This is a genomic window from Hydrogenophaga sp. ZJX-1 (genome assembly GCF_048590325.1).
GTDB lineage: Bacteria > Pseudomonadota > Gammaproteobacteria > Burkholderiales > Burkholderiaceae_C > Hydrogenophaga.
Window position 1 is genome coordinate 376,083 of the sequence record NZ_JBMBRA010000004.1, and the last position, 23,532, is coordinate 399,614.

At 66.5% G+C, this 23,532-nt stretch carries 2 protein-coding genes; both read right to left on the reverse strand.

The features are described 5' to 3' along the window. Nucleotides 1-94: 94 nt before the first annotated feature. On the reverse strand, nt 95-1,756 hold the full coding sequence (locus ACN5W5_RS13725) for a ShlB/FhaC/HecB family hemolysin secretion/activation protein (protein ID WP_420049052.1): 1,662 nt from the start codon (nt 1,754-1,756) through the stop codon (nt 95-97). Further along, the gene (locus tag ACN5W5_RS13730) at nt 1,756-23,532 is read right to left on the reverse strand and encodes an ESPR-type extended signal peptide-containing protein (RefSeq protein ID WP_420049053.1); all 21,777 of its coding nucleotides are present in this window, start codon (nt 23,530-23,532) and stop codon (nt 1,756-1,758) included. Before ACN5W5_RS13730 ends, ACN5W5_RS13725 begins: the two co-directional genes overlap by 1 nt.

The window sequence follows — 23,532 nt, forward strand, 5'->3', positions numbered from 1 at the left end:
GGAAAGGCGCCTATTTCCCGGACCCTGCGTCCGCCCGCGCCATTGACAGAAGGTCGGGCAGACCTGAAGTCAACACGGGAAAAGGCGCCGCTCGTCAGAACTGGCTGTAGATCTGAACACTTGCCGTGTAGCGCCGTTTCTGTTCCGGCAACTCACGCAGCGCATAGGCGAGCGTCACGCGCGCCGACAGGTAGCGCCCCATGGCCGCTTCCACGCCCCAGCCCAGGCTGGTCAGGCGCTTGGTCTTGTCCTGGGTGGAGTCGGGCGGCAGAATCTGCCGGACCTGGCCGGTGTCCACAAAGAAAAAGCCCGTGGCCGAATACGCCTGACCGCCGCCCTCGGCGGAGGGACCGGTGATCGGGTGATGCAACTCCAGACTCAGCAAGGCACCCTGGTCACCCGAAAAGGCACCGACCGGATAACCGCGCACGCTGCCTTCCCCTCCCAGGAAAAAATGCTCGCTGGAGGGCAGCTCATCGCTGCTGGTGTGCTGCGCCGACAGCGCACCACGCAAAGCCCAGCCGGGGGCCAGAAACTGCGTTCGGCGCAGCGCACCCCGGCCCACCGTGTAGCGTTTGCTCACACCAGCGGTTTTTGCATCGCCCTTGTAGAGCGAGTAGCTCGTCAGCCACTGACCCGAGTCATCGGCAGACTGGTACTCGACGCCCAGTTGCACATCCTGCGTGGCGGTGCTGGACAGAAAGACATCACTGACCTTGTTTTCGACATCGCGCTTGCGCAGGCTGGCGAGCAGGTCGATTTGCGAGCGCTCCCCAAAGTGGAGCGGTTGACGCAGCGACAAAGCGGTCGAGGTGGACTGGCCCGTGATGCCCAGGGAGGCAAAGGGCCCGTACTTCAGCTGGGTGTCGTCCTGGTTGTGGGCGAGGTTCAGGCGCCCGCCCGAGCGGCTGACCGGAATGCCGTAGTCAACGGAATAGCTCTTGAGACCGCTGGCGGACATCGCAGCCAGACTCAGCGAATCCCGCCAGCCCAGCAAGCTCTGGTTGGAATAGGACAAGCCCACCCGGGTTTCCCCCGTCACCTCGCTGCCCAGGTTGTCGACGCCGATGCGAAAGTTGTGCTGCTTGGGTTCGATGATCCCGATTTCCAGATCGGTGCTGCCAAAACTCTGGCCCGGCTTGAGCTCCGCACGCAACTGGGCGGCGTTCGTGCGGTTGAAGCGCAAGAGACTGGTCTGCAGGGTGGGCAGATCCACCAGCCGGCCGGGCTCGGCATCCACCCGGCTCAGGACGTAGCTCGCGCGCGTGGATTCGTTGCCCTTGACCCGGATTTCACCCAGCTTGCCTTCGACCAGCTGCAGGGTGATGTTCCCGCTGGATACATCCTGTGGCGGGATGATGGCGCGCGCGGTCACCACACCGCGCTCGCGATAGGCCGCGTTGACCTGCTCGGCCAGGCGCTGCAGGTCGGCAAAGCTGACTTCCTTGCCCACGAACGCATCGGCCAGCGCCTTGAGCTCTTCGGCAGAAAGCACCTCTGACGCTGGCGCAAACTTCACCGCATTGACCTTGAAGCGCACCTGGCTGGCCACCGGCGCGGTCGCAGGCGCCTTCGGCGCTTCGATCACCGGCGCAACCGCCGGCGTGCGCTCCAGGCGCTCCTGCTCCAGGCGGCGCTGATCTTCCTCGATACGGCGTTGCTGCAAGGCGCCCGGATCGGCCGACGGAGGGACGACAACCTGGGCGTAGGTCGAACACGTGACAAGGGCGGCCGCCGCCGCACAGCTGAGTTTCATCAGTTTTCTTCTTTGCATTTGGAGTTGTTGGAATCGCCAGCACCTTGGCCCGCTTCAGACCCGCATTCGTCACCGCCATTCACCGGCGTGCCCACGAAGGTCACCAGACCGGCCAAGGCTTCGGCATCGGGCTGACCGTTCGAGAACCCGTCGGTCGGAGACGGCAAGGTGCCCAGCATCGAGAGTTCGCGATCGCCCAGTTCGACCGCACTCAGGTTGTTGCCATTGGGCGAAATCACCTCGTGACCCGGGCCACGCGAGATCACGAAAGCCCCCGTCAGCACCCGGTTGCCGGTGAGACCAAAGGCAAACGGGCTGCCCGCCGAGTAGAGCTGGACATCAAACGGCTGGATGCTGCGGTCGTTCTGATCGATCAACAACGTGGTCCTGGGGTTGCTGATGGTCAGGCGGTTGCCCACCCCCATGGCGTCAACGAACAGGTCACCGGAGTACACATTGATGGCGCCGGTCGAGGTCGAGAGCCTGGAGAAGCGGAATGCGAACGGGCTGTTCAGCCCCAGCTGCACGTCGTTGGCCATGCCACCCTGGTAGCCGGTGACCGAACCGCCCACATCGCCAGTGCCCGTCCCGGTCGCGTTGGCCACGATGTTCCGGCCTGCCAGATTCAGCAGCGACCCCACGTTCAGCTGCTGCGCCGTCACGGAACCCGGTGCCGAGAGCGCGATGTTGTTGGCCGTCACCGTGCCGACACCGACGTTGCCACCGGTCGAGCCGGCCTGGAAGGTCCCGGCCGTGCTTCTGCCGACGTTGATGTTCCGCGGCGCAATCAGCTGGACCGTGCCGTTGCGGGCGGTCAGACTGCCCGCATCGATGGAGCCGCGTGCACTGGTCAGCGTCACGTCCTGGCCCGCCGTCGCGCTGCCGACCTCGATGGACTGCCTCGCGTCCATGTTCACCGAGCCCCGGATGGCGCGCGTGGTGTCGGCGCTGATGCTGCCCCCCGTGCTCGTGAGGTCGACCGAACGTCCCGCGATGACGGTCCCGGTGGTGATGTCGCCCGCCGTGTTCAGCACAAAGGAGCCCCGGGTATTCACGACATCGACGTTGATGTCGCCCAGCACACTGTCGATCCCAATCGTGCCACCGGCCGAGAGGCTGTCGGTCTTGATGTCGCCCAGTGCGCTCAGGTCGATGTTGCCGGCGATGGCACGCACGGTCCCGGCGGTGATCGTGCCCGCCGGGGCGCTCATCGTGACGTTCTGTGCCGCCGTGGCGGTACCGACGTTGATGTTGCCGGCGTTCGTGTTCACCCCGATGCTGCCACCCGTGCTCGTCACCGCGCCCAGGGTCACGCCGGTCTGGCCGTCGATCTCCACGTCGTTCACCGCAGTGGTCTGGTCCATGTTCACGGCACCAGCCAGGCTGGTCACGGTAACCCCGCCGCCCGCCGTGGTGTTCGTGACGCCGATGTTGCCCAGGGCCTGAAGGTTCACGTTTCCAGCCATGGCCTGCAGGGTGCCGGCCGTGATCGTGCCCGCCGGGGCGCTCATCGTGACGTTCTGTGCCGCCGTGGCGGTACCGACGTTGATGTTGCCCGCGTTCGAGTTCACCCCGATGCTGCCACCCGTGCTCGTCACCGCGCCCAGGGTCACGCCGGTCTGGCCGTCGACCGCCACGTCGTTCACCGCAGTGGTCTGGTCCATGTTCACGGCACCAGCCAGGCTGGTCACGGTAACGCCGCCGCCAGCCGTGGTGTTCGTGACGCCGATGTTGCCCAGGGCCTGAAGGTTCACGTTTCCAGCCATGGCCTGCAGGGTGCCGGCCGTGATCGTGCCCGCCGGGGCGCTCATCGTGACGTTCTGTGCCGCCGTGGCGGTACCGACGTTGATGTTGCCCGCGTTCGAGTTCACCCCGATGCTGCCACCCGTGCTCGTCACCGCGCCCAGGGTCACGCCGGTCTGGCCGTCGACCGCCACGTCCTGCTGCCCCGACACGCTGTCCAGGTTCACGCCGCCGCCCGAGGACGTCACGCTCACGCTCTTGTCAGGCCCTTGCGTTCCGGTGCCGGTGCTGGTCACCGCATTGCCCGTGATATCGCCAGTCGCGGTGAGTTGCACGCTGTCGCCAGCGGTCACGGTGTCGATGTTCACCCCACCGACAGCCGCCAGCGCCACGCTCCCTTGAACGGACGAGGCATTGAGATCGCGCACGCGCACGTCCAGCGGATTGCCGTCCGAGCCCACGCCCAGCATGCCCGCCACGGTGAACTTAGCCGCCGGTGCGGTGTCTGCGATCACGTCGAGACGGGTGTCTCCACCGTCCAGCACGCGCCCGCCCGTGCTCACCACCCGCACCGCGCTCGCGGTGCCGTTGCCGCTCTCGATGCCGGTGATCACGGCGTCACCCACCGTCTCGACGTCGATCGTCCCTGTCCCGGAGCGAACGCGCGCTGCGTCAACACCGTCGTCTTCCATGGTCAACGACCCGGCGCGGATCTGGATGTCCGCTGCGGTCGAGGTCACATCGGCCTGCGTGGTCAGGGTGGTCTGACCGCCGGAGACCAGGCTGATGGTGCCCAGCCCGGTCACGGTGCCATCGACCTTCATGCTTTCGGCCGCCGACAAGACCGTGGCCCCGCCCGAAGTCGAAGCCCCCACGTTGAAGTGCTCACCAGAAGGACCGTTCAGGTAAATCCCCTGGCCCACCGTGTCCGCGGTGGCCTCGACATGTCCGTCGGGGTTCACGCCCACATCCAGCGCGTTGTCGTCCTCCCCGATGCTGCCCGTGCGTGAAACCAGCGTCACGTTGTTGCTGCGGATGTTCACCGCAGGCGTGACCACCGAGTCGCCCGGCATGTCCAGGATCGAACCCACCGCATCCAGACTCACATTGCTGCGGGAGAAGATGGTGTCCACCGTCAGATCCGCTGGCGCCTCGATCCAGATGTCACCGGCCGCGCGAGCGATCAGCGACGAGCCCGCGGTCGGGTTGATGCGCAGGGCCGATCCCGCTGCACCGATGCCGCCGTTGGCCGCCTCCAGAATGATGTTGTCACCCACCACGTTGTTCGTGCCGGCCACGGTCGCGGCATTGATCAGGGCCCCTGCCACCTTGATCCGCACGTTGTCGCTGGCGGTGACCTGGTTGATGCGCAAGTCTTTCTCGGACCCGATGAACGCGTCGCCCGCAGCGGCACTGGCGGTGAGCGCTCCCGTTCCGGTCTCCACGTTCACTGCGCGGGGCCGGATGATCGAGATCACGTTGCCGGTCACCGTCGCATCGCCACGCTCTGCCGCCGCCAGCGCCGCCTTCTGATCGGTTGTCAACGCGGCCAGGAAGGCAGCGATCTCCGCGGGTGTCGCACCGGCAGGCAAGGTGATGTCGACATTGGGGTTCATCGAGCCGATCGACGTGCCCGCGACCAGCGTGATGTTGTTGCCCTTGACGTTGGGATCCTTGACCGAGGTCACCGTGTCGGTGATGTTCTTCAGCAGACCGGCACCCACCGAAAGCGCGAGCTGGGCGTCGGTCCAGGTGGCCCCGGTGCGGATTTGTGCTTCTTCGCCCGTACCGGTCGCCACCGAAGCGTCGTACGCAAAACCACTGTCAAAGGTTGCTGTCAGGCCGCCCACTTCCGCATGCAGGTCGTGGTACTGGTCCGTCCGGCTCTGGGCAAACTCATCGATCTGCAGAGGTGTCAGACCGGCGGTTTCCAGCGCGCTGCGCTCGCCCGCGGAGACGGCGTAGACATACCCCGGATCGTAGACCGCACCCTGATCCGCCTGCCCTTTGCGCAACTGCCAGTACTGGCGGTAGTTGTTGTTCTTGCCGCTCTCGAATGCCGCGACCGCCTCGTTGGCTTTTTCAACCGAAGGCGCACCGCGCAGGCGCAGTTCGTCCCAGAGATTGGCCAGCTCCGTCTCGGTCCGGGTGTCGATGGTCTCGAACGGGTTGTTGTCGATCACGGCACCGCTGGTCTCGATGCGCACATCACCCGTTTTCGACTCCGCCGAAATCAGCAACAGGTTGCCGTTGTAGATGGCGGGGTTGGCGGCGTCCGCGAGGTTGCGGATGTTGATCGAGTCGCGCGCCGTCGCCAGCAACCCGTTGTTGGGCCACTGTGACATGTTGGTGGTGTAACCGGTCCGCACGGTCAGTGGCGCGCCGGTCAAGCCGATGCCGCCATTGTTGGACAGCAGCTCCACGCGCCGGCCCTGGACGTAGGACCCCGCTGCGGCGTCGACGATGTTTTTGTCGGCCTCAAGCACCACATTGCTCACGCCAGCACCGCCAATGGTGCCCACGTTCAGGTTGCCCACCATCTCTTTGATGTGCACCTCGCCCGCGCTGGAGGTGGCATTGAGCCGGCCACTGTCGCTGATGTTGGTCTGGACCGCCTGCGTTCCGGAACCGATGCCCGTACCCGCCGCCAGGTTGACATTCACGCCGCTGATGATGTTCAGGTCACCGTTCTGCGTGATGCTGCCCCCCGAGCTGACGCTGGTTTCACCACTGGCGTTGTTGATGGCGCCATTGAGAACCACATCACCGACCGACGCCACATTCACCGTGCCCTGATCGAATCCGATGAATTCGATGCCGATGCGCTGGTCGGCCTTGACGCTTTCGGTGATCGTGGTCTTGGTGGCCGTGGTGACCGTGAATTCCTGGTAGTGGGTGGCGTTGGCGCACAGCGTCCACCAGTTGCAGTCACGCCATGAATTGCCGGGCGTCAGGATGGGGGTTGCGGTGTTGATGGTTTCCTGGTCACCACCGGTAATGGACGAGGCGCCATACACGGCACTGGTGGTCGGAGAGTAAACAGCCGTGTTGGCGCCCGACACCACTTGAAGGTACTCCGCCTGCGACAGCGGATCGTTGTTGCGGACCTGCGAGTCGATCCGGTACTCGTCCAGCACTTTGCTGTCGAGAATGGCGCCGCCAAACCACCCGTTTTGCGAGTAGCGGTAGTAGTCCACACGACCCTCGTCATAACCGACGGTCATCGTGTAGCGCAAGCCGGCCTGCGGATCGTAGAAGGCGCTTCGAGATCCTCCTGCACCGCGCAGGAACTGGGTGGTGGTGATGATGGGCACGCCACTGGCGTCAACGCCACTGATGTTGGTGATGTTGATTTCACCCTGCACACCCTTGCCGGTGTCCAGCAGGTTGACCCACATGGGCAGGCTGCTTTCGTTGTCGACCTTGATCTGACCGTAGCCATCCATCACCCGCAGCTTCCCGCCGCCGACCTGGTTGGTGTTGAAGATCTGGCCGAACAATTCGATATAGCCGCCCTGCACGCGCACGCCGCTGAGTTCGAGGCGGTTTTCCTTCGCGTTATAGCTCACCTTGATGTCTTCCCAGGCGCCTTGCTGGTTGCCGCTGAGTCCGCTCACGGTGGCACCGCTGACCTGGAAATACTCCGATCCGAGCACCGCTTTTTGAGCGGGCGTCAAGCCGTTGTAGTGCGCCTGTGCTTGCGCGAACGTCATGGGCACGCCACCCACCGACACGGAGGCGCTGGCGGGAATGCGCACACCCCACTCAGGGATGCCGCTCTGGATGGTGCCGTTGATGTTGAGGTAGCGGGCGGCGATCAGCACGCTGCCGTTGGCCACGATGCCCGACCCCGCAGCCTCAGGCGTGCGGGAGATTTCGGCGATGTTGTCCGGGAAGGCCAGGTTGGGGTTGCCGTTGGTGGTCGTCAGCGGGGCGCCGGCCACATGGCTGAACGTGTTGGTGTAGCTCTGAACGAAGTCGCCATTGCGCGTCTTCACCTCCACATCGTCGGCCCGGATGCTGGCAGTCTCCTCGATGCGGATGCTGCCCGCGGCGCTGTCGATCTTGACCAGGCCACGCAGGTTGCTGATGTCTCCCTTGAGGATGATGTCTGGCGCCACCGTGGCCGCGCCCCCGGCCAGCGTCTGGCTGCTGTAGAAAGGATCCAGCGGGTCGTACTTGCTTTCGACCACGATCTTGGGTTTGCCCGGCAAAACCGTGCTGCCACTGAAATCGGTGGTGCTGTCCGCCGTGAAGATGTCGAAATTCGCCCCCCCGGCGGCACCATTGATGCCATTGATCTGGGCGTTGTCCTTGACGTCCACGCTGTTGAGGTAAATCCTCCCGCCCTCATCCGCCGGGATGGTCAGGTCGTTCAAGATCAGGAAGCTCGGGCCATTGTTCGTGATCCTGATTTCGGCGTCGCCCGGCGCGTCCAGCACGCCATCGCCTTGCAGCTTGTCACCCCGCACATAGATGTTGCCCAGCTTGGCCTCTGCATCGCTGATGGTCAGGAACTTCGCCGTTGGGCCCGCAGCGGCGACGTCGCTGTACACGTTGTTGGTGATATCGGTTTGCACATTGACGATCTGCCCATCCAGACTGGTGATGCGGGTGGTCAGCAAGCCGATTTCGGTGTTGTTCGCATTGATCGTGCTGGTGTTCGCGTTGATCGTGCTGGTGTTCGCATTGATCGTGCTGGTGTTCGCATTGATCGTGCTGTTGTTGGCGTTGATCTGATTGTTCTTGGCGGTGATCTGGGCCTGAATAGCAGGCTTGTCCGCAGCGTCCGCGGCATTGAGAGCCGTCGTCAACATCGCAATTTCACTGGCAAGCGTGGCGTTGGCATTCGTCAGATTGGTGTTGGCCGTCGTCAGGTTGTTGTTGGTTGTCGTCAGGTTGGTGTTGGTCGTCGTCAGGCCCGTGTTGGCCGTGGTCAGATTGGTCTTGGTGGTCGTCAGGCCGGCCTGGGTCGCCGTCATGGCTGTCACCGCTTCCTGCGCCGCCTCTTTGGGGCTCAAGCCCGCCACCCCCGCAAATCCGCCGCCCAGGGGGTCGGGCTGGAAGCCCAATTCCACCAGCTTGCGCTCCAGGAAACGGATCTCGGACTGGTAGGCCGCCACGGCGATCGCCGCGTCGGTTCCCGCCGAACCACCGGAGTATTCCCGGATCAGTATGTTCAACGCGTCAATGCGGTCAAGGATGTCTTGAGCCAGACTCGCGACGCCCGTGTTGGCAATGCTGATGCCATCGGTCTTGGCGACAACGTTGCCGTTGATGTCAATCTCAAGGTTCTGCTTGCGGTGCGTACCCACATGGATCTCACCGTTCACCGTCACGCCGGAGGTCTGGGTCTTGACCGAGTTGCCCGTGCGGGTCTCGAAGGACACATCGCCACCGCCAAACGCGTTGCTGATGGCGCTGCCCACCGCCGCGAGCGCTTCGCGGTAGAGATCCTTGCCAATGCCGACGCCCGATGCCGTTGCACTGCCCTTTTCAGCGAACAGTGCGACGTCGCTCACCGAGTTCAACACCGCACCATCGGCGATGGTGATCTGGCTGTTGGTTTCAATGACGGCGTCGGCAATGGGATCTCGATTCACCGGGATCGCGGTGTTGTTGAACACATCGGTTCTCGCAACGACCGAACCCGAATTCAATCCTGTGTTGGAACCTGTCTCCGGGTTGTACAGCGTGCTCGCACCCGCATTGAGGCGGATGTCGTTTTGTGCTTCGAGAGAAGCCGCACCGATTTCAATGCTGTTGTTCGCCTTGAAACGTGAAACGGAGTCGCCCTTGGGTGCCACGCCGACCAGACCCCAGACGTCAACCGAAGTCTGGGTGGAGATGTCGGCAACAGAGCGGGCGCCCATCATCAGGTCACCGGTTGCGCTCAATGCAGCGCCATCGCCCACCTTGACTTTGGCCACATTGGTGTCTGCGAGCACCTTGGAACTGCCGCTGGCGGCCGAGATCGCGCCGCCCGAAGCCATCTTCACCCGGTCTTCGGCGGTCACATCGTTCCACGCATCGAACTTGTAGGCGCCCGGGGCCATGAAGCTGCCCGTCTGTTGCACCGTTGCACCGGCACCCACCTCCGCCACCGCACTGTTGGTGATCGTGGTCAGGCTGTCGGCAGCGGGCACATCGGCCAGCCCGCCCGAGGCGGAATTCACGTTCCAGCTCGGCACGGCAATCGCCGCGCCCGTCACCGAGGTCACGCCCGGCAAGTTGGCCGTGCCAGGGCCACCTTTTTCAACCGTGTTGCTGGCCTGCACCGATACGCTGTCAGCCTCCACATAGCCGTTGGCACCCACCGTGGAGCTGGTCGTTGCACCGCTGCTGTTGGTGGCCTTGGCGCCGCTCACGCCGATCAGGGACGCGTTGGTGCTCTGCATCCAGGCATCAAACAGGCCGTCGTAACTGGAGCGCATCACGAACGCATCCACATCGATCTTGCGTCCATCGCCGCCCACGTTGTCGCCACTGCCGGTGCTGGCGCGGGTCTGGCTCGTCGACACCGTTTTGGCTTCAGAGAATGGCGCTGACACCAGGCCACCACTGCCCGCGATGCCGTGCGCAAAGTTGGTGTCCGAGCTGTCGGCCAGCACGCTGAGCGACACGCCGGTCAGCTTGACGCCGTTGCCCACGGTGGCTTCGGTCAGGGTGTTCGAGGAGGCCTGGGAATAGTCCGCACCGACGGCCAGCAAGCCACCCACCGAAATGCCCACGCCCGAAGACACCTGCTGGGTGTGGCTGTCGGCGTGCACGGTGGTGGCGCCGCCCATGGTCAGCGTGGCGTTGTCGCCAATGGCCGACCGGGTGGTGCCAGCGCTCTCGGCTTTGGCCAGCGTGGCGTTGATGCCAAACAGCACACCGCCCGACGCACCAAAGGCTTGAGCGGCCGTGGTGGGGTTGGCGCCGACCAGCCGCTGCGCGACCACATCGAGTCTGTCGCCCGAGATGCTGGCATCGCCATCGATACGGGCTTCGACGTTCGAGGTGGTGCTGGCGGTCGCCAGCGATGCGCCCACGGACCCCGCACCAATCGAAACACCCTTCGCTTCGGCACGGGTCTCCGGGGTGGCCTCTGCGGTCACGCTCACGTCGTCCTGCGCGATCACCTCCGCGCCACTGCCCATGGTGGCGGACACACCCGACGTGACTTCCGCCGTGGCCACGGCCCCCGACCCCGAGACAATGCCCGCCGCACCTGCGATGGCGCTGGCGGAGGCCACCGAACCGTCGGTTGCCGAGATCGTCACATCGTTGACCAGCTTGCCAGCGGTCTTGCCCACGTCCACATTGGGCTGGAAGTAGGCCGAGGTGCTGCCACCAAAGGTGGCGCTCGCCACCGACGCACCAATCGCCAGACCACCGGCTGCAGCGCCGATGGTGGTGGCGGAAGCCCTGCGATCCGTTTCGGCGCTCACCAGCAGGGCATCGGCACGCTCGATCGAAGCGTTGTTGCCCACGTACGCCTGCGTGGTGCTTGAATCCTTGAGCACCGATACCGCGGCGCTCACGCCGATCACACCGCCGGCGCCCGCCGTGCTGCGCACCCGGGACCCGGTCGCGTTCAGGTTGCCGGCCGCGGCCGTGATGCTCACGTCACCCGCGGCATCGACCGCGGTCGACGTGCCCACAAACGCCTCGGTCGTGCTGTGGGTGATGCCCACGCCCACGGCGGCGCCAATGCCCACCGCACCGCCCGCCGCGCCGACAACTTCCAGATCGAGCTGGGTCTTGTCGGACGCGGAGACATCCACCTGGCCCCCCGCCGTCACTCTGCTGTTGTTGCCAATGAACGCCTGCGTCTTGTCTTGCGAAGCCGTCGAGCTGCTGTTCATGTCAGCGGCGACACCGAGACCGGCCGCCTTGGTGTTGACCGTCGATTTCGCGCCCGTCAGGTGCGCCGAACCACTCACGTCGTCCAGCTGCGAACCCGCATTGGTCTGCTGGGCCTGCTGGTCGGCACGACCGGCCGTTGCACCATCGCCCAGACCTTCCTGGGCTTCGTCATCCAGGCTGGCGCCGATCACCGCCACCGATGCCGAGCCGGCGCCGCCGAACAGGGCGCCCGCCGCGATGGCGATGGCGGTGGACTCCACGTTCTTGCTGGACGCCGCCGTGACGCCCACATCGCGATCGGCATCCACCACCGTGCTGTTGCCGATCGACGCGGTGGTCGTGTTGCGCACGATGTTGGTGTCGGACATGGCACCCACGCCAAACCCGCCCACGGCACCCGCCAGGCCACCGCCCTTGAGGTTCACCGTGTCGCTGGCGCTCACCTTGACGTCTTGTGCAACGCCACCGCGTGTCTGGTTCACCCGCGTGTTGTCACCGATCGAGGCGGTCGTGCTGGACGTCAGCACCTTGACCCCCACCGATCCGGCCACGCCCACGCCGCCGGCCGCGGCACTGCCGATCACGCTGCTCATGGCTGCGCTGGAGGTCGCCGCCACTTCGGTGGTGCCGCCCGCGTTGAGTGTGGCGGCCTCGGCCGGCGAGGCTGCACCTTCCACATAGGCCTGCGTGGTGTTGTCCACCACGCCGACCGACACCGCGCCCGACACCGCCACCACACCGCCCGATCCGGCGAGTGTGTACATGTCGATGGCCGTGTCCTGATCCGCGTTCACACGCAGGTCGCCGGTGGCATCCACGTTGGCACCGGCATCGATGCCGGCCGTGGTGGTGTTGGCCACCGAGGCCACGCTCACCGCCGCGCCAATGCCTGCTGCGCCGACCGACACGTTGGCCGTGGCGAGGAACAGGTCTTCGCTCGCCTCGGCGCGCACGTCGACGTTGCGTGCCTTGACGTCGGCGTCGCCGATGGTGGCGCTGGTCTGCTTGTCCACCACCACGGTATTGACCGAGCCGCTCACGCCGGCGATACCACCGGACATCGTGCCCGAGGCCATCACCACCAGGGTGTCGTCCGTGGCGCGCACGCGCACCGATGGCGCGGTACCGAGGGCATCGGCGCCCACGGGGGCACCCGCTGCATCGGTCTTGTTCACCTGGGCGCCATCGCCGATGCGCGCCTGGGTGACCGACGAAATCACGTTCGAGGTCACCGTGCCGGTGACGCCGGCCGCACCTGCGGCGGCCACGCCAAGCGAGGCGGTGATGATCTTTTCACTGCCCACGGCCGTGACCGAGAAGCCCTTGACCTGCTCGGTGCCCCGCGTGCCCAGACCTCCGGCGATCCCGGAGATGGCATTGCCTTCCGAGTCCCTGGTGGTCTCCGGGTTGCTGGTGTCGCTGGCGTCGCCACCGCCATCGCCGCTGGCACTCATGTTGAAACTCGCGCCGTCGTTGACGTCGCCGTCCTTGACGCCATCGCCATCGACATCCAGATCGCCCTTGCCCGTCGGCGCCGTTGGCAAGGCGCGCGCGGTCGTCTGGTCGATGCTGCCGTCGTAAACCGTCGCGCCGTTGACCGCATTGCCGCGCGCGTTGACCGAGGAGTTGTCCCCCAGATAGGCGAGCGTCTCACTGGTGACCACGTTCACCCCGACCGCGCCACCCACGGCCGCGATGCCGGAGCCCGTGGCGCTGGCCGACACCCCCATCAACAGCGTGTCATCGGCCGCCGAGATGGCCACGTTGCCATCGGAGTCGATGTGGGCAGCCGTCTTGGTCGCATCGTCTTGCGCCGAACCGATGAAGGCCTGGGTGTTGTTGTCGATCACATTGACCGCCGCCGCACCGCCCACGCTGGCCGCACCGGATCCCTGGACCGAGATGCCCGCGCCGATGATCTGCTGCTGCGAGTCCGCCGCCACGCGCACGTCCAGGTCGGCGTCCACGCTGGCAGCCTCGCCGATGTGGGCGCTGGTGTTTTTGGACAGCGTGTTCACGTTGAGCACGCCACCGACCGCCGCCGCACCGCCGCCGCCGCCGGAGCCGGCCACCGTGATCAGCTCGCTGTCGCTCTGGGCTCGCACCAGCACCGACCGGTTGCCGGAACCCGCCACCGACTGGTTGATCTGGGCAGCGCCGATGGCCGCCACCGTTTCCGAAGAGATCACGTTGATCGCCACCGAGCCGCTCACGCCGGCCGCACCGCCGCCCGCAGCCGACACGCCGATGTTGAGCACCGACTCATGGGTTTCAGCGTTCACGTCCAGCGTGCGCCCGGCGTCCACGTGCGCGCCATCACCCACCGTCGCGGCAGCGGAATCGCGCAGCAAGGTCACCCCCAGGGAGCCGGCCACTCCGGCCGCACCGCCGCCCGCGGCGCCGCCACCCACCTGCAGGACCTCGGTCTTGTCGCTGGCCGCAACGGTCACGTCGCGCCCGGCCTTCACCGTGGCGCCCGTGCCAATGGACGCGATGGTGTTCTGGTCCGGCACCGTGGCCGAATCGGACACCGCGCCGCCAACGGCCATCTTGCCGGTCTTGCTGTCCAGGTCGCTCTTGGTCTGCTGGGATTGGGCCGAACTGCCGAGCATGTCGCCCACCTTGCTCTTGCCCGTTTCGCTGTCGGTGTTGAGGACGGTATTGCCCAAACCGTCGCTGGAGTCACCGTCCAGCTTCATCCCCACGGCCACGATGGAAATCGCACCGGCCACGCCCGCTGCACCACCACCGGCGCCAGCGGCGGCCACCGAATCGATCAACTTGTCGGACGAAGCGTCGACGCTGATGTCCTGGCTGGCAGATACCTGCGCGTTGTTGCCGATGTAAGCCTGTGTCGTGTTCTGGGCCACGGTGACCGCCACCGCTGCACCCACGCCCGCGGCGCCACCGCCAGCGGCCGCACCCGTCACCGACAGGCTTTCAATGCGATCGGTCGCCCTGACATCCACGCTCTGCCCGGCAGCCGCCAGCGTCTGGTTGACCTGGGCGTTGCTGCCAATGCCGGCCTCGGTGTTCGAGGTCACCACGTTGACACCGATGCTGCCCGAGACACCCGCCGAACCTCCGCCCGAGCCCGCCACCGTGATGGTGTTGACGCTCTCCGTGGAGTCGGCATGGACCGATGTGATGCCCGTGGCATTCGTCTCGGCGAAATTGCCGATCCGCGCTTGGGTGGTGCTGGCGTTCACCGCCACGCTCAGCGAAGCGCCCACGCCAGCGGCGCCACCGCCGGCTGCGCCGCCCGAAATCATCCAGCTGTTGGCGAACTCCTCCGCTTTCACGGACAGATTCCCGCCCGTCACATTCACTTGGGCCGCGTCGGCCACCGACGTGCCATCCTCGATGAGCGCCTGGGTGGTGTTGGCAATGCCGACACCCGCCACCGCACCACCGACGCCCACGCTGCCGCCTCCGGCGAGACCGGCCGTGGTCGAGAGGGTGGAGTCCAGCGACGCCGCTTCCACTTCAACCGCCTTTTTGGCGTTGACCAGTGTGTCCTTGCCAATCTTCGCCGTGGTGGTCTTGGTGATCACGCCCACGTTGGCCGCCGCGCCGACGCCCGCACTGCCGCCGCCGGCCGCGCCGCCGGCCGTGTTGATCAGGCTGGTTTCATCGATCGCCTTGACGCGCACTTCCTGGTCCGCGTGCGCCAGGGTGTTGGTCTGGTTGATGCGCGCCGACTGGCCGATCGACGCTTCGGTCGTGTTGGCGATCACATCGGCCGACACCGTGGCCGCCACACCGGTGGTGCCGCCGCCGCCAGCACTGAAAACCGTGGTGATCAGTTCTTCCCGGTTGTACGCCGTGACCGACAGGCCCTTGGCGAGTTCGGTCTTCTTCGCGCCCAGATCCGCCGGCTCGATCGAGGTATCGCCCCCGGTGGTTTCGCCGGTGTACACGGTGCGGGCGTCGCCCAGGCCGCGCGCATTGACCACGGCGCTGTCGCCGATGGTGGCCCTGGTCGTTCCGAACAGGGTGGCCACGCCGATCGATCCGCCCACACCCGTGGTGCCGCCGCCAGCGACACCGCCGGCCGCCAGCACGGCCTTGATGTCGTCCTGCGCGTTCACGCCCACGTTGCCGTCGGCGTCCACGCCGACCTGGCTGCCGATCATGGCGTGCACATCGTTCTTCACCACGGCCACCGACACCGCGCCCCCCACGCCGGTGGTGCCACCGCCACCGAAACCGACCGTGACCGAGGTCAGGTCTTCCGAGGCCGAGGCATCGATGACCACGTCCTTCTTCGCGTTGACCTGTGTGCCCGCGCCATCGGCGATGCCCGCCGTCACGGTTTTCGCCATCACGTCCGTGTCCAGCGCCGCGCCCACGCCGGTGGTCCCGCCACCAGCGCCACCGCCGGTGATCGCCAGAATGGTCGTGTCATCGCTCGCCGTGATGGCCACGCCCTGATCCGCGCTCGAATACCCGGCATCGGTGTTGACCTGCGCACCCTGGTTCACCAGGGCTGTGGTGTCGCCCACGATCACGTTGACCGACAGCGCACCGGCCACCGCCGTGGTGCCCGCGCCCGCACCCGCCACCACCGCGGAGGTGACGCTCTCGTCGGCCTGCGCGGCAACCGTCAGCTGCTTCGCCGCCGACACATCGGCGGCACCGATGGTGGCCGAAGTGGCATTGGCCAAGATTTGCGCCGCGATCGACGCACCGATGCCCGTCTGGTTTGCCGCCGACACACCACCGGACACCATCACGCCGGTCACGTCGGTCGTGGCCTTCACGGACACATCGCCCAGGGCCTTCACCGCCGCCCCATCGCCGATCAGGGCTTCGGTCTTGCCCAGTGCGACCACCACGCCCAGCACGCCGGCCACGGCGGTGCCGCTGGTCGAAGCGCCCGCACTGACCCCCACGTTGGTCATCTCCTGCAAGGATTCGGCCTGGACCTTCACGCCCGCGTTGGCGCCATTGGCGAGCACGGTCGAGTCGGCCCCGATGGCGGCGCGCGTCTCGTCCAGGTTGACGGTGTCGGCGTTGGAAATGCCCACACCGGTCTGCTTGGCGCCAGCGGCGGCGCCGGCGATCGTCACGGACTGCATGTCCGAACTGCTGGAAACGTCCACCCCCAGGGATTGCGGCCCGGTGCTGCCGATCGTGGTGACAGCGACGCCCTCACCCAGCTCGGCGATGCTCTTGTTGGTGAACACATTGACCGCAAACGCGCCGGCCACCGCCGTATCGCCCTGGGAAGCAGCGCCGGCGATGGCTTCGGTGTAGTAGTTGTTCGAAGCCAGGTAGTCCGCCGGATCGAAGGTGTCAAAGTCGAGGTTCTTGACGCCGTCGACAGTGAGGTTCTTCGCGGCCGGCGTCGACACCCGGTTCTTCGTCGCCAACACGGTCAAGGATTCGGCGTTCACCGCGGTCGGGTCGAACGTGTCGCTCTCATCGGCGTCGCGCCCCACCACCGCGTGGTTCTCGTTGAGGGACACCAGCACGGCAAACGAAGCGCCCACGCCGGTCTTGCTTTCGCCGCCCTTGGAGAGCGCGCCCGCGCGGGCCTGCGCGGAAATCTTGCTGGTGTCGGTTGCAGTGACCGACACATGCCCCACCTCGTTGCCCGCCGATCCCAGCGTGGCGCCTTCGTCGATGGAGGCGAGCGTCTGGTTTTCGTTGACCACCAGGGCCAGGCCGCCGGCCACCGCCGTGCCACCCCCGCTGGCGCCCGAGACGGCCTCGGCGCTCATCTTGGTCTGGAAGGCCGCATCGCGGTTCTGGCGCGACTCGGCGCTGATGTTCACATCACCCGCCTGGCTCACGGTGGTGCCCGCGCCCAAGGTGGCCTGGGTGACGTTGTGGGTCGCCGTGACCGCCACGGCCACGCCCACGGCGTTGTCTTCCGACACGGCTTCGCCGCTGGACTTCGTGGTGTAGTTGGTGTCGGACTGTGCGTCGAGCTTGAGCTCGCCGGTACCGGCGTTGATGTTCAGGCCCTGTCCGATTTCGGCCCGGCCCTGGTTGCGCGCCACGCTCACGCCAATGGCCGCGGCCACGCTGATCTTTTTGCCGCCCTGGTCTTTGCGGCCCTGCTCGGAAGTCTGGGTCGGCTTGTCGGTGCCAGGGGTCTTGCTGCTGGTGTCCGGCGTCTTGGCCTCTGGCGAACTGGTGTCGACACCCGAGGCTCCCGCGTTCTTGCTCTTGGCGAAATCGAGCTGGTTCTTTTTCTGCTCGTCAGCGGTGGTATTGGCTTCCGGCTCTTCTTCACCCGTGGTGGCGTTGGTCTTGGCCTTCTTCGCACCTTTGGCGCCGGCCGTGGTTTCGGTCGTGATCGAGGTCTCGGACAACGCGATCAGTTCGACCCCGGTGGAGCTGTCGATGTCGCGCTGCAGTTCGGCCGACACATCGTCCACCGCAATCGCCGCCGCCAGCGACGCGCCCACCGCCGTGTCGCCCTGCGCCTGGGCAGTGGCCTTGGTGGTCATCACGTGGCTCTGCTCGGCCGAGCTGCTGAACGCACCCGACAGATTCAGACCCGTGGCCGATGCACCGACGCGTGCCTGCGTGGTGTTCACGCCGATCGACACCGCCACCACGGGCGTGATCGAAGTCTTGGCGCCGGCCGAGCCACCCACGAGCTCGGTGCTCATGGTGTGGTCGGCCTTGGCGTTCACCGCCATGTTGGCGCCGCCCGTGAGCACCGCCAGGTCGGCCACTTCGGCCACCGTCCTGTTGACCGCCACGTTCACGCCGACCGACGCACCCACGCCCACTTTGGCGGTGCTGCCGGTGCCTTTCACGTCCGCCACGGCTTTCACCGTGCTGGTCGACGCATTGCCGGCTTCGATCAGGATGTCGCCCGCGCCGGCATTCACCGTGGCACCCACGCCAAAGCCCACACCTGCGGTGTCGGTATCACCTTGCACCTGGGCGGTGGTGGCGTTGTCCACGATGTTGATCGCCAGCGAGCCCGCCACACCCACATTGCCCGCGCCCGCGCCACTCTTGGCGTCGGCCACGAAGTCGTTCGTCGCCGCGCCATCCATGCCGGCCTGGACCGTCAGGCCTTCGGTGTTGACGACCGCGTTGTCGCTCACGAGGGCCGTGTTTTTGGCGGTCGCGGCGTTCACGGCCACCGCGGCACCGATGCCCACATCGCTGCCACCGGCATCGGTCTGGCTGCCATCGGCCAAGGCCTTGGCATCGGTCTCTGCCAGGCTGGTCACGCTCAGAGCGCCACCCGAACTGGTGATGCTGCGGCCCTTGCCGATCGACGCTGTCGTCTCGGACCGGGCCACGTTCACGCCCACGGCCGCGGCCACGCTCACGCCTTCACCCGTCCCGTCGCCATCGCTGTCGGCTTCTGCCTTGCCCGCCTGATTGGAGGTCTTGTTGGCCTCGACGTTCGTGTCCAGCTTCCCGCCGGTCTTGCCACCCGAGCTCTCGGGTGCCGCAGGTGCCTTGTCGGCGTTGGCCTTGCCCTTGTCCTTGGCCGAGTCGCCTTGTGCGGCGACCTGCTCGTCCACACTCTTGCCCGGCGCACCACCGGCTTCTGCCGGCGCATCGCCGTTTTCGTCGGCTTCCTGTCCGCCAGCCACGCTGGCCGTGGCCGAGGTGTCGCTGCGGGCCACCGATGTGGCGCCCACGCTCACACCATCAACGGCACTGACGTTGCGATCGACCGAAGCGATCACCGTGTCGTTGGCAATGCCCACCGCAATCGAGGCGCCCACCGCCACCTGGCTGCCCTGGGTCTGGCCCGTGGCCACCGTCGTCTGCTCGCTGCTGTGATCGGCCTGGCTGCTGTACGCACCGCTGATGCCCAGCCCTGTCGCGTTCTCGCCCAGGCGCGCCACCGTGGTGTTGTCGCCGACGGAAACGGCCACCACCGGCGTCACGGAGATCTTGGCACCCGAGGCACCGCCCTCCACGCTCGTGCCCATGGTGTGGTCGCTGCTGGCGTTCAGCCCGAAGTTGGCCCCACCCGTGATCGTGGCCTTGTCGGCCACCTCGGCCACCGTCTTGTTGGCCACCACGTTCACACCGACCGACGCACCCACGCCCACTTTGGCCTCTGCACCGGCCTCCACTTCGGCGCCGGCGGTCACCGTGCTCGTCGAGGCGTTGTCCGCTTCGATCAGGATGTCGCCCGTGCCGGCATTCACCGTGGCACCCACGCCCAAGCCCGCACCTGCGGTGTCGGTATCACCCTGCACCAGGGCCGTCGTCGTGTTGGCCACCGTGTTGATCGCCAGCGAGCCGGCCACCCCCACCTTGCCAGCGCCCGCGCCACTCTGGGCCTCGGCCACGAAGTCGTTCTTGGCGTCAACATCCATGCCAGCCTTGACCGTCAGGCCTTGCGCATTGACGTTGGTGTTGTCGCTCACGATGGCCGTGTTGGTCGCCGTGGCCGCGTTCACGGCCACCGCCGCACCGATGCCCACGTTGGTGCCACCGGCGTCGGTCTGGCTGCCGTCGGCCTTGGCCGACGCGTCGGTCTCGGCCGTGCTGGTCACGCTCAGGGCGCCGCCCGAGCTGGTCACGCTGCGGCCGGCGCCGATCGACGCCGTGGTCTCGGAGCTGGCCACGTTGATGCCCACCGCGGCCGCCACGCTCACACCACCTTCGCTGGTCTCGGCCTTGGGCGCTTCATCGCCAGTCGGGTTGGTGGTCTTGTCGAGTTTCTTGCCGGTCTTGCCACCCGAGGTCTCGGGTGCCGCAGGCGCCTTGTCGGCGTTGGCCTTGCCCTTGTCCTTGGCCGAATCGCCTTGTGCGGCGACCTGCTCGTCCACACTCTTGCCCGGCGCACCACCGGCTTCTGCCGGCGCGTCGCCGTTTTCGTCGGTTTCCTGTCCGCCAGCCACGCTGGCCGTGGCCGAGGTGTCGCTGCGGGCCACCGACGTGGCGCCCACACCCACGCCCCCGTCGGCACTGATATCGCGCTCGACCGAGGCAATCACCGTGTCGTTGGCAATGCCCAGCGCCAGGGAAACGCCCACGGACACATCGTTGCCCTGGGTCTGGCCCGTGGCGACGGTGGTCTGCTCGCTGCTTTGGTTCGCGTCGCTGCTGTAGGCACCCGTCAGGTTCAACCCCGTCGTGTTTTCACCCAGGCGCGCGATCGTGGTGTTGTCCCCGATCGAGACCGCCACCAACGGCGTCACGGCAATCCCGGCGCCCGCGGCGCCGCCCGTGACGTCCGTGCCCATGCTGTGTTCACTTTGGGCGTTCAACCCGAAGTTGGCCCCCCCGCTGATCACCGCCAGGTCGGCCACTTCGGCCACGGTCTTGTTGGCCACCACGTTCACGCCCACCGACGCACCGACGCCCACTTTGGCGCTGTCGCCCGTGCCCTGAACCTCGGCGCCAGCGGTCACCGTGCTCGTCGAAGCGTTGCCCGCTTCGATCAGGATGTCGCCCGTTCCGGCGTCCACGCTCGCACCTGTGCCACCGCTGTCGCTGTCGCCCTGGATCAAGGCGGTGGTCGTGTTGGCCAGCGTGTTGATCGCCAGCGAGCCGGCCACGCCCACGTTGGCCGCCCCGGCGCCGCTCTTGCTGCTGGTCACGAAGGTGTTCGACTCGCCTGCGGGCACTGTGGCCTGCAAGGTCAGCCCGTTGGCCTGGACCTGGGCGTTGTCGCCGATCAGGGCCGTGTTGGTCAGCGCGCCGATATTGAGCGCAAAAGCGGCGCCAATACCGACATCCGCGCCGTCGCCCACCGTGCTGCCATCGGCATCCACGGTTGAAGCGTTGCTGGACACGCTGGACACCGTGGCCAGCCCGGTGGTGTTTTGCAGGGCGCTGGATCCAATCGAAGCCTGAGTCTGGCTGTTGAGACTGGCGATCGCCACGGCAGCGGCCACGTCGACGCTGCCCCCCGATGTCGACCCTTCGACCTTGTAGTCGTCGAGCGCCTTTTCGGTCTCGCTCGGGCCGTCCGCCACCTTCTCGGCCTCTGTCTGCTTGGTGGCCCCCTTGGCCGCTGCCTTGGACGTGTTGACCACCGTGTTCTTCGAAGCGGCGCTCACGTTCAGCGACGCCGAGCTGGTTTGTGCCGCGTCTTCGATCGACGCCTTGGTCACCGACGTCAGCACCGTCACGGCCACCGTGCCCCCCACGGCCGCGGAACCGCCCGACGTGGCATCGGCCACCGTCTCGGCGTTGACCTCGTTGGTGGCCGACAGGCTGAGCGAGCCGGTGGCGTCCACCTGCGATGTGCCGCCCACGCGGACGGTGGACGTGCTGCTGATCGTGGAAATCGCCACGGCGGCGTCCGCAGGCAAGGGAATGGCCGGGATGCCACCCGGCTTGACCGTGGCGTTGACCACCGACCCGGCGGTCAGGCTGGCGTCGCCACCCGAGCTCAGCGCCGATGTGCCACCAACATCGACGGTGGCGCTGGCATTGGCCACGCTGGTACCCAGGGGCGAGTTGCTGGCGGTGGTGGTGTCGATCGAGGCCTTGGAGCCGATGGTCAGCGGACCGCTGGCGGTGATCTGCGTATCGGTCAGGCTGATCGAAGCCGTGGCGGTCGGCAACGTGACCGGCGAGGGCAGCACGGCCGCCGAGTCGTCGTAGGTCGACTCGGCGCTGAGGGATACCGCAGCGCCCTGGATGGTCGCGCCGGTGGCGGTGATGCCAGCAGCGCCGCCACCCGAGGTCGGAATGCCCAGCACCGAACCCGGCGCCCGGGTGGCATTGATCGTGATGTCACCGCCGCTGAAGCCGTTGTCGGCAGATGCAATCAACGTGCTGCCGGTGTTGAGCGTGATGCTGCCGGCCTGCAGGTTCAGGCTACCGGAGTGGCCCACTGATGCAGCGGTGGTCTGATTGGCGGTATCACCCCCGTCCACATTCCGGGTCGACACCACCACGCCGGCGTTCACCGTGATCGTGTTGTCCGCCACGATGCTGTGGTTGGCGCCACCGGAGTAGTAGTCGGCGCTGACCGTGACCGTTTCCGGGTCGATCAGCACGGTGCCCATCGTTCCGGTGGTGGAAAGTGCGCGGAACTGGCCACCGGCCAGTTCGACATTCTTCCTGGCGCTGAACTCGATCGCGCCGCCATCGCCCGTCGCACCGGCCGACGTGTTGACCAGTGCGCCGGTCTGTGCCACGGCGCTGTTGGCGGCCATCATGTAGACGGACCCACCGCTGGAGTTGTTGCCCAGCCCGGCCGCAGAGATGTTGGCGCCCGATTCCAGCGTGATGTTGTTGCCGGCCTGGATGGCGATCTGGCCGCCGCTGACACCCTCGCTGCCCTCGTTCCGGATCACGCCCGACACCGATACGTCCTGGCTGGCCTGGATGTCGACGCTGCCGGTTGTGTTCTCGCTGTCCTCTTCGGTGGCGGACGCCACAGGAGCGGCGGCCGCTGCCGGATCGTCTTCGGCCACCACCTGGATCCGGCCATCCACCTCGACGATCTTGGTCCCTGCGGCCAGCCCGTTGACGTTGACCACATCGCTGAAATCGGGCGCCAGTCCGACGAACTTCGCGCCGCGATAGACCGTGCCGCTTATCCGGACACTGCCGCCCCGGAACTTCACGCCACCCATGGCATTGACCGTGCCATCGATCGTGATGGCGCCGCCTTCGTCCGGTGCGGAGCCATCCAGCAGCGCCCCGACGGACAGGGCATCGATGTCACCCGTGTCGGTAAAAAAGGTGTCGAGGAAAGAGCGTGTCGGCGTCGACACCGTGAGACTGCCCACGTTGACCACCCCGCCCGACCCCACCAGGAAGCCATGGGGGCTGGCGAAGAAGACGTTGCCACCGACCTTGTTGCCCTTGATCGAGTTGAGCATGCCATTGATCGTCACGCGCGAATCGGTGACCATGTTGATCAGGTTGGCGCTGCCCCCCGGGAGGTGCAAGTTGACCACCTGCCCGCCCCCCACCGAAAAAGTAGAAAACGAGTTGAAGGCGTTGGACCCGCTGGTGGTCGAGGTGTGTACGCTGGTTGCGCCCCCGCTGGAGCTGACCGTGGTCTGGGTCCGTCCGTCGGGCTGGATGTTGTTGGGGCCGGCTGTCGCGGGTGGCCCGAGCACGAAGCCCGCGTTGAGCGCCAGCAGCGCCGTCATCCTTCTGCGTCCGGTGCCCGATTTGCCTCGCCCTCTCGCGATCTCGGCGACCGCGGTCCAGATCATGAGGGCATCGTTCCAGACAAGGCGGTACAGACGGTTGACAGACGAATGGCGGTGCAT

Excerpts from the sequence above, each read along its gene's own strand:
- ACN5W5_RS13730 (WP_420049053.1), bottom strand. The coding sequence starts at position 23,532 with ATGCACCGCCATTCGTCTGTCAACCGTCTGTACCGCCTTGTCTGGAAC.
- ACN5W5_RS13725 (WP_420049052.1), bottom strand. The coding sequence starts at position 1,756 with ATGAAACTCAGCTGTGCGGCGGCGGCCGCCCTTGTCACGTGTTCGACC.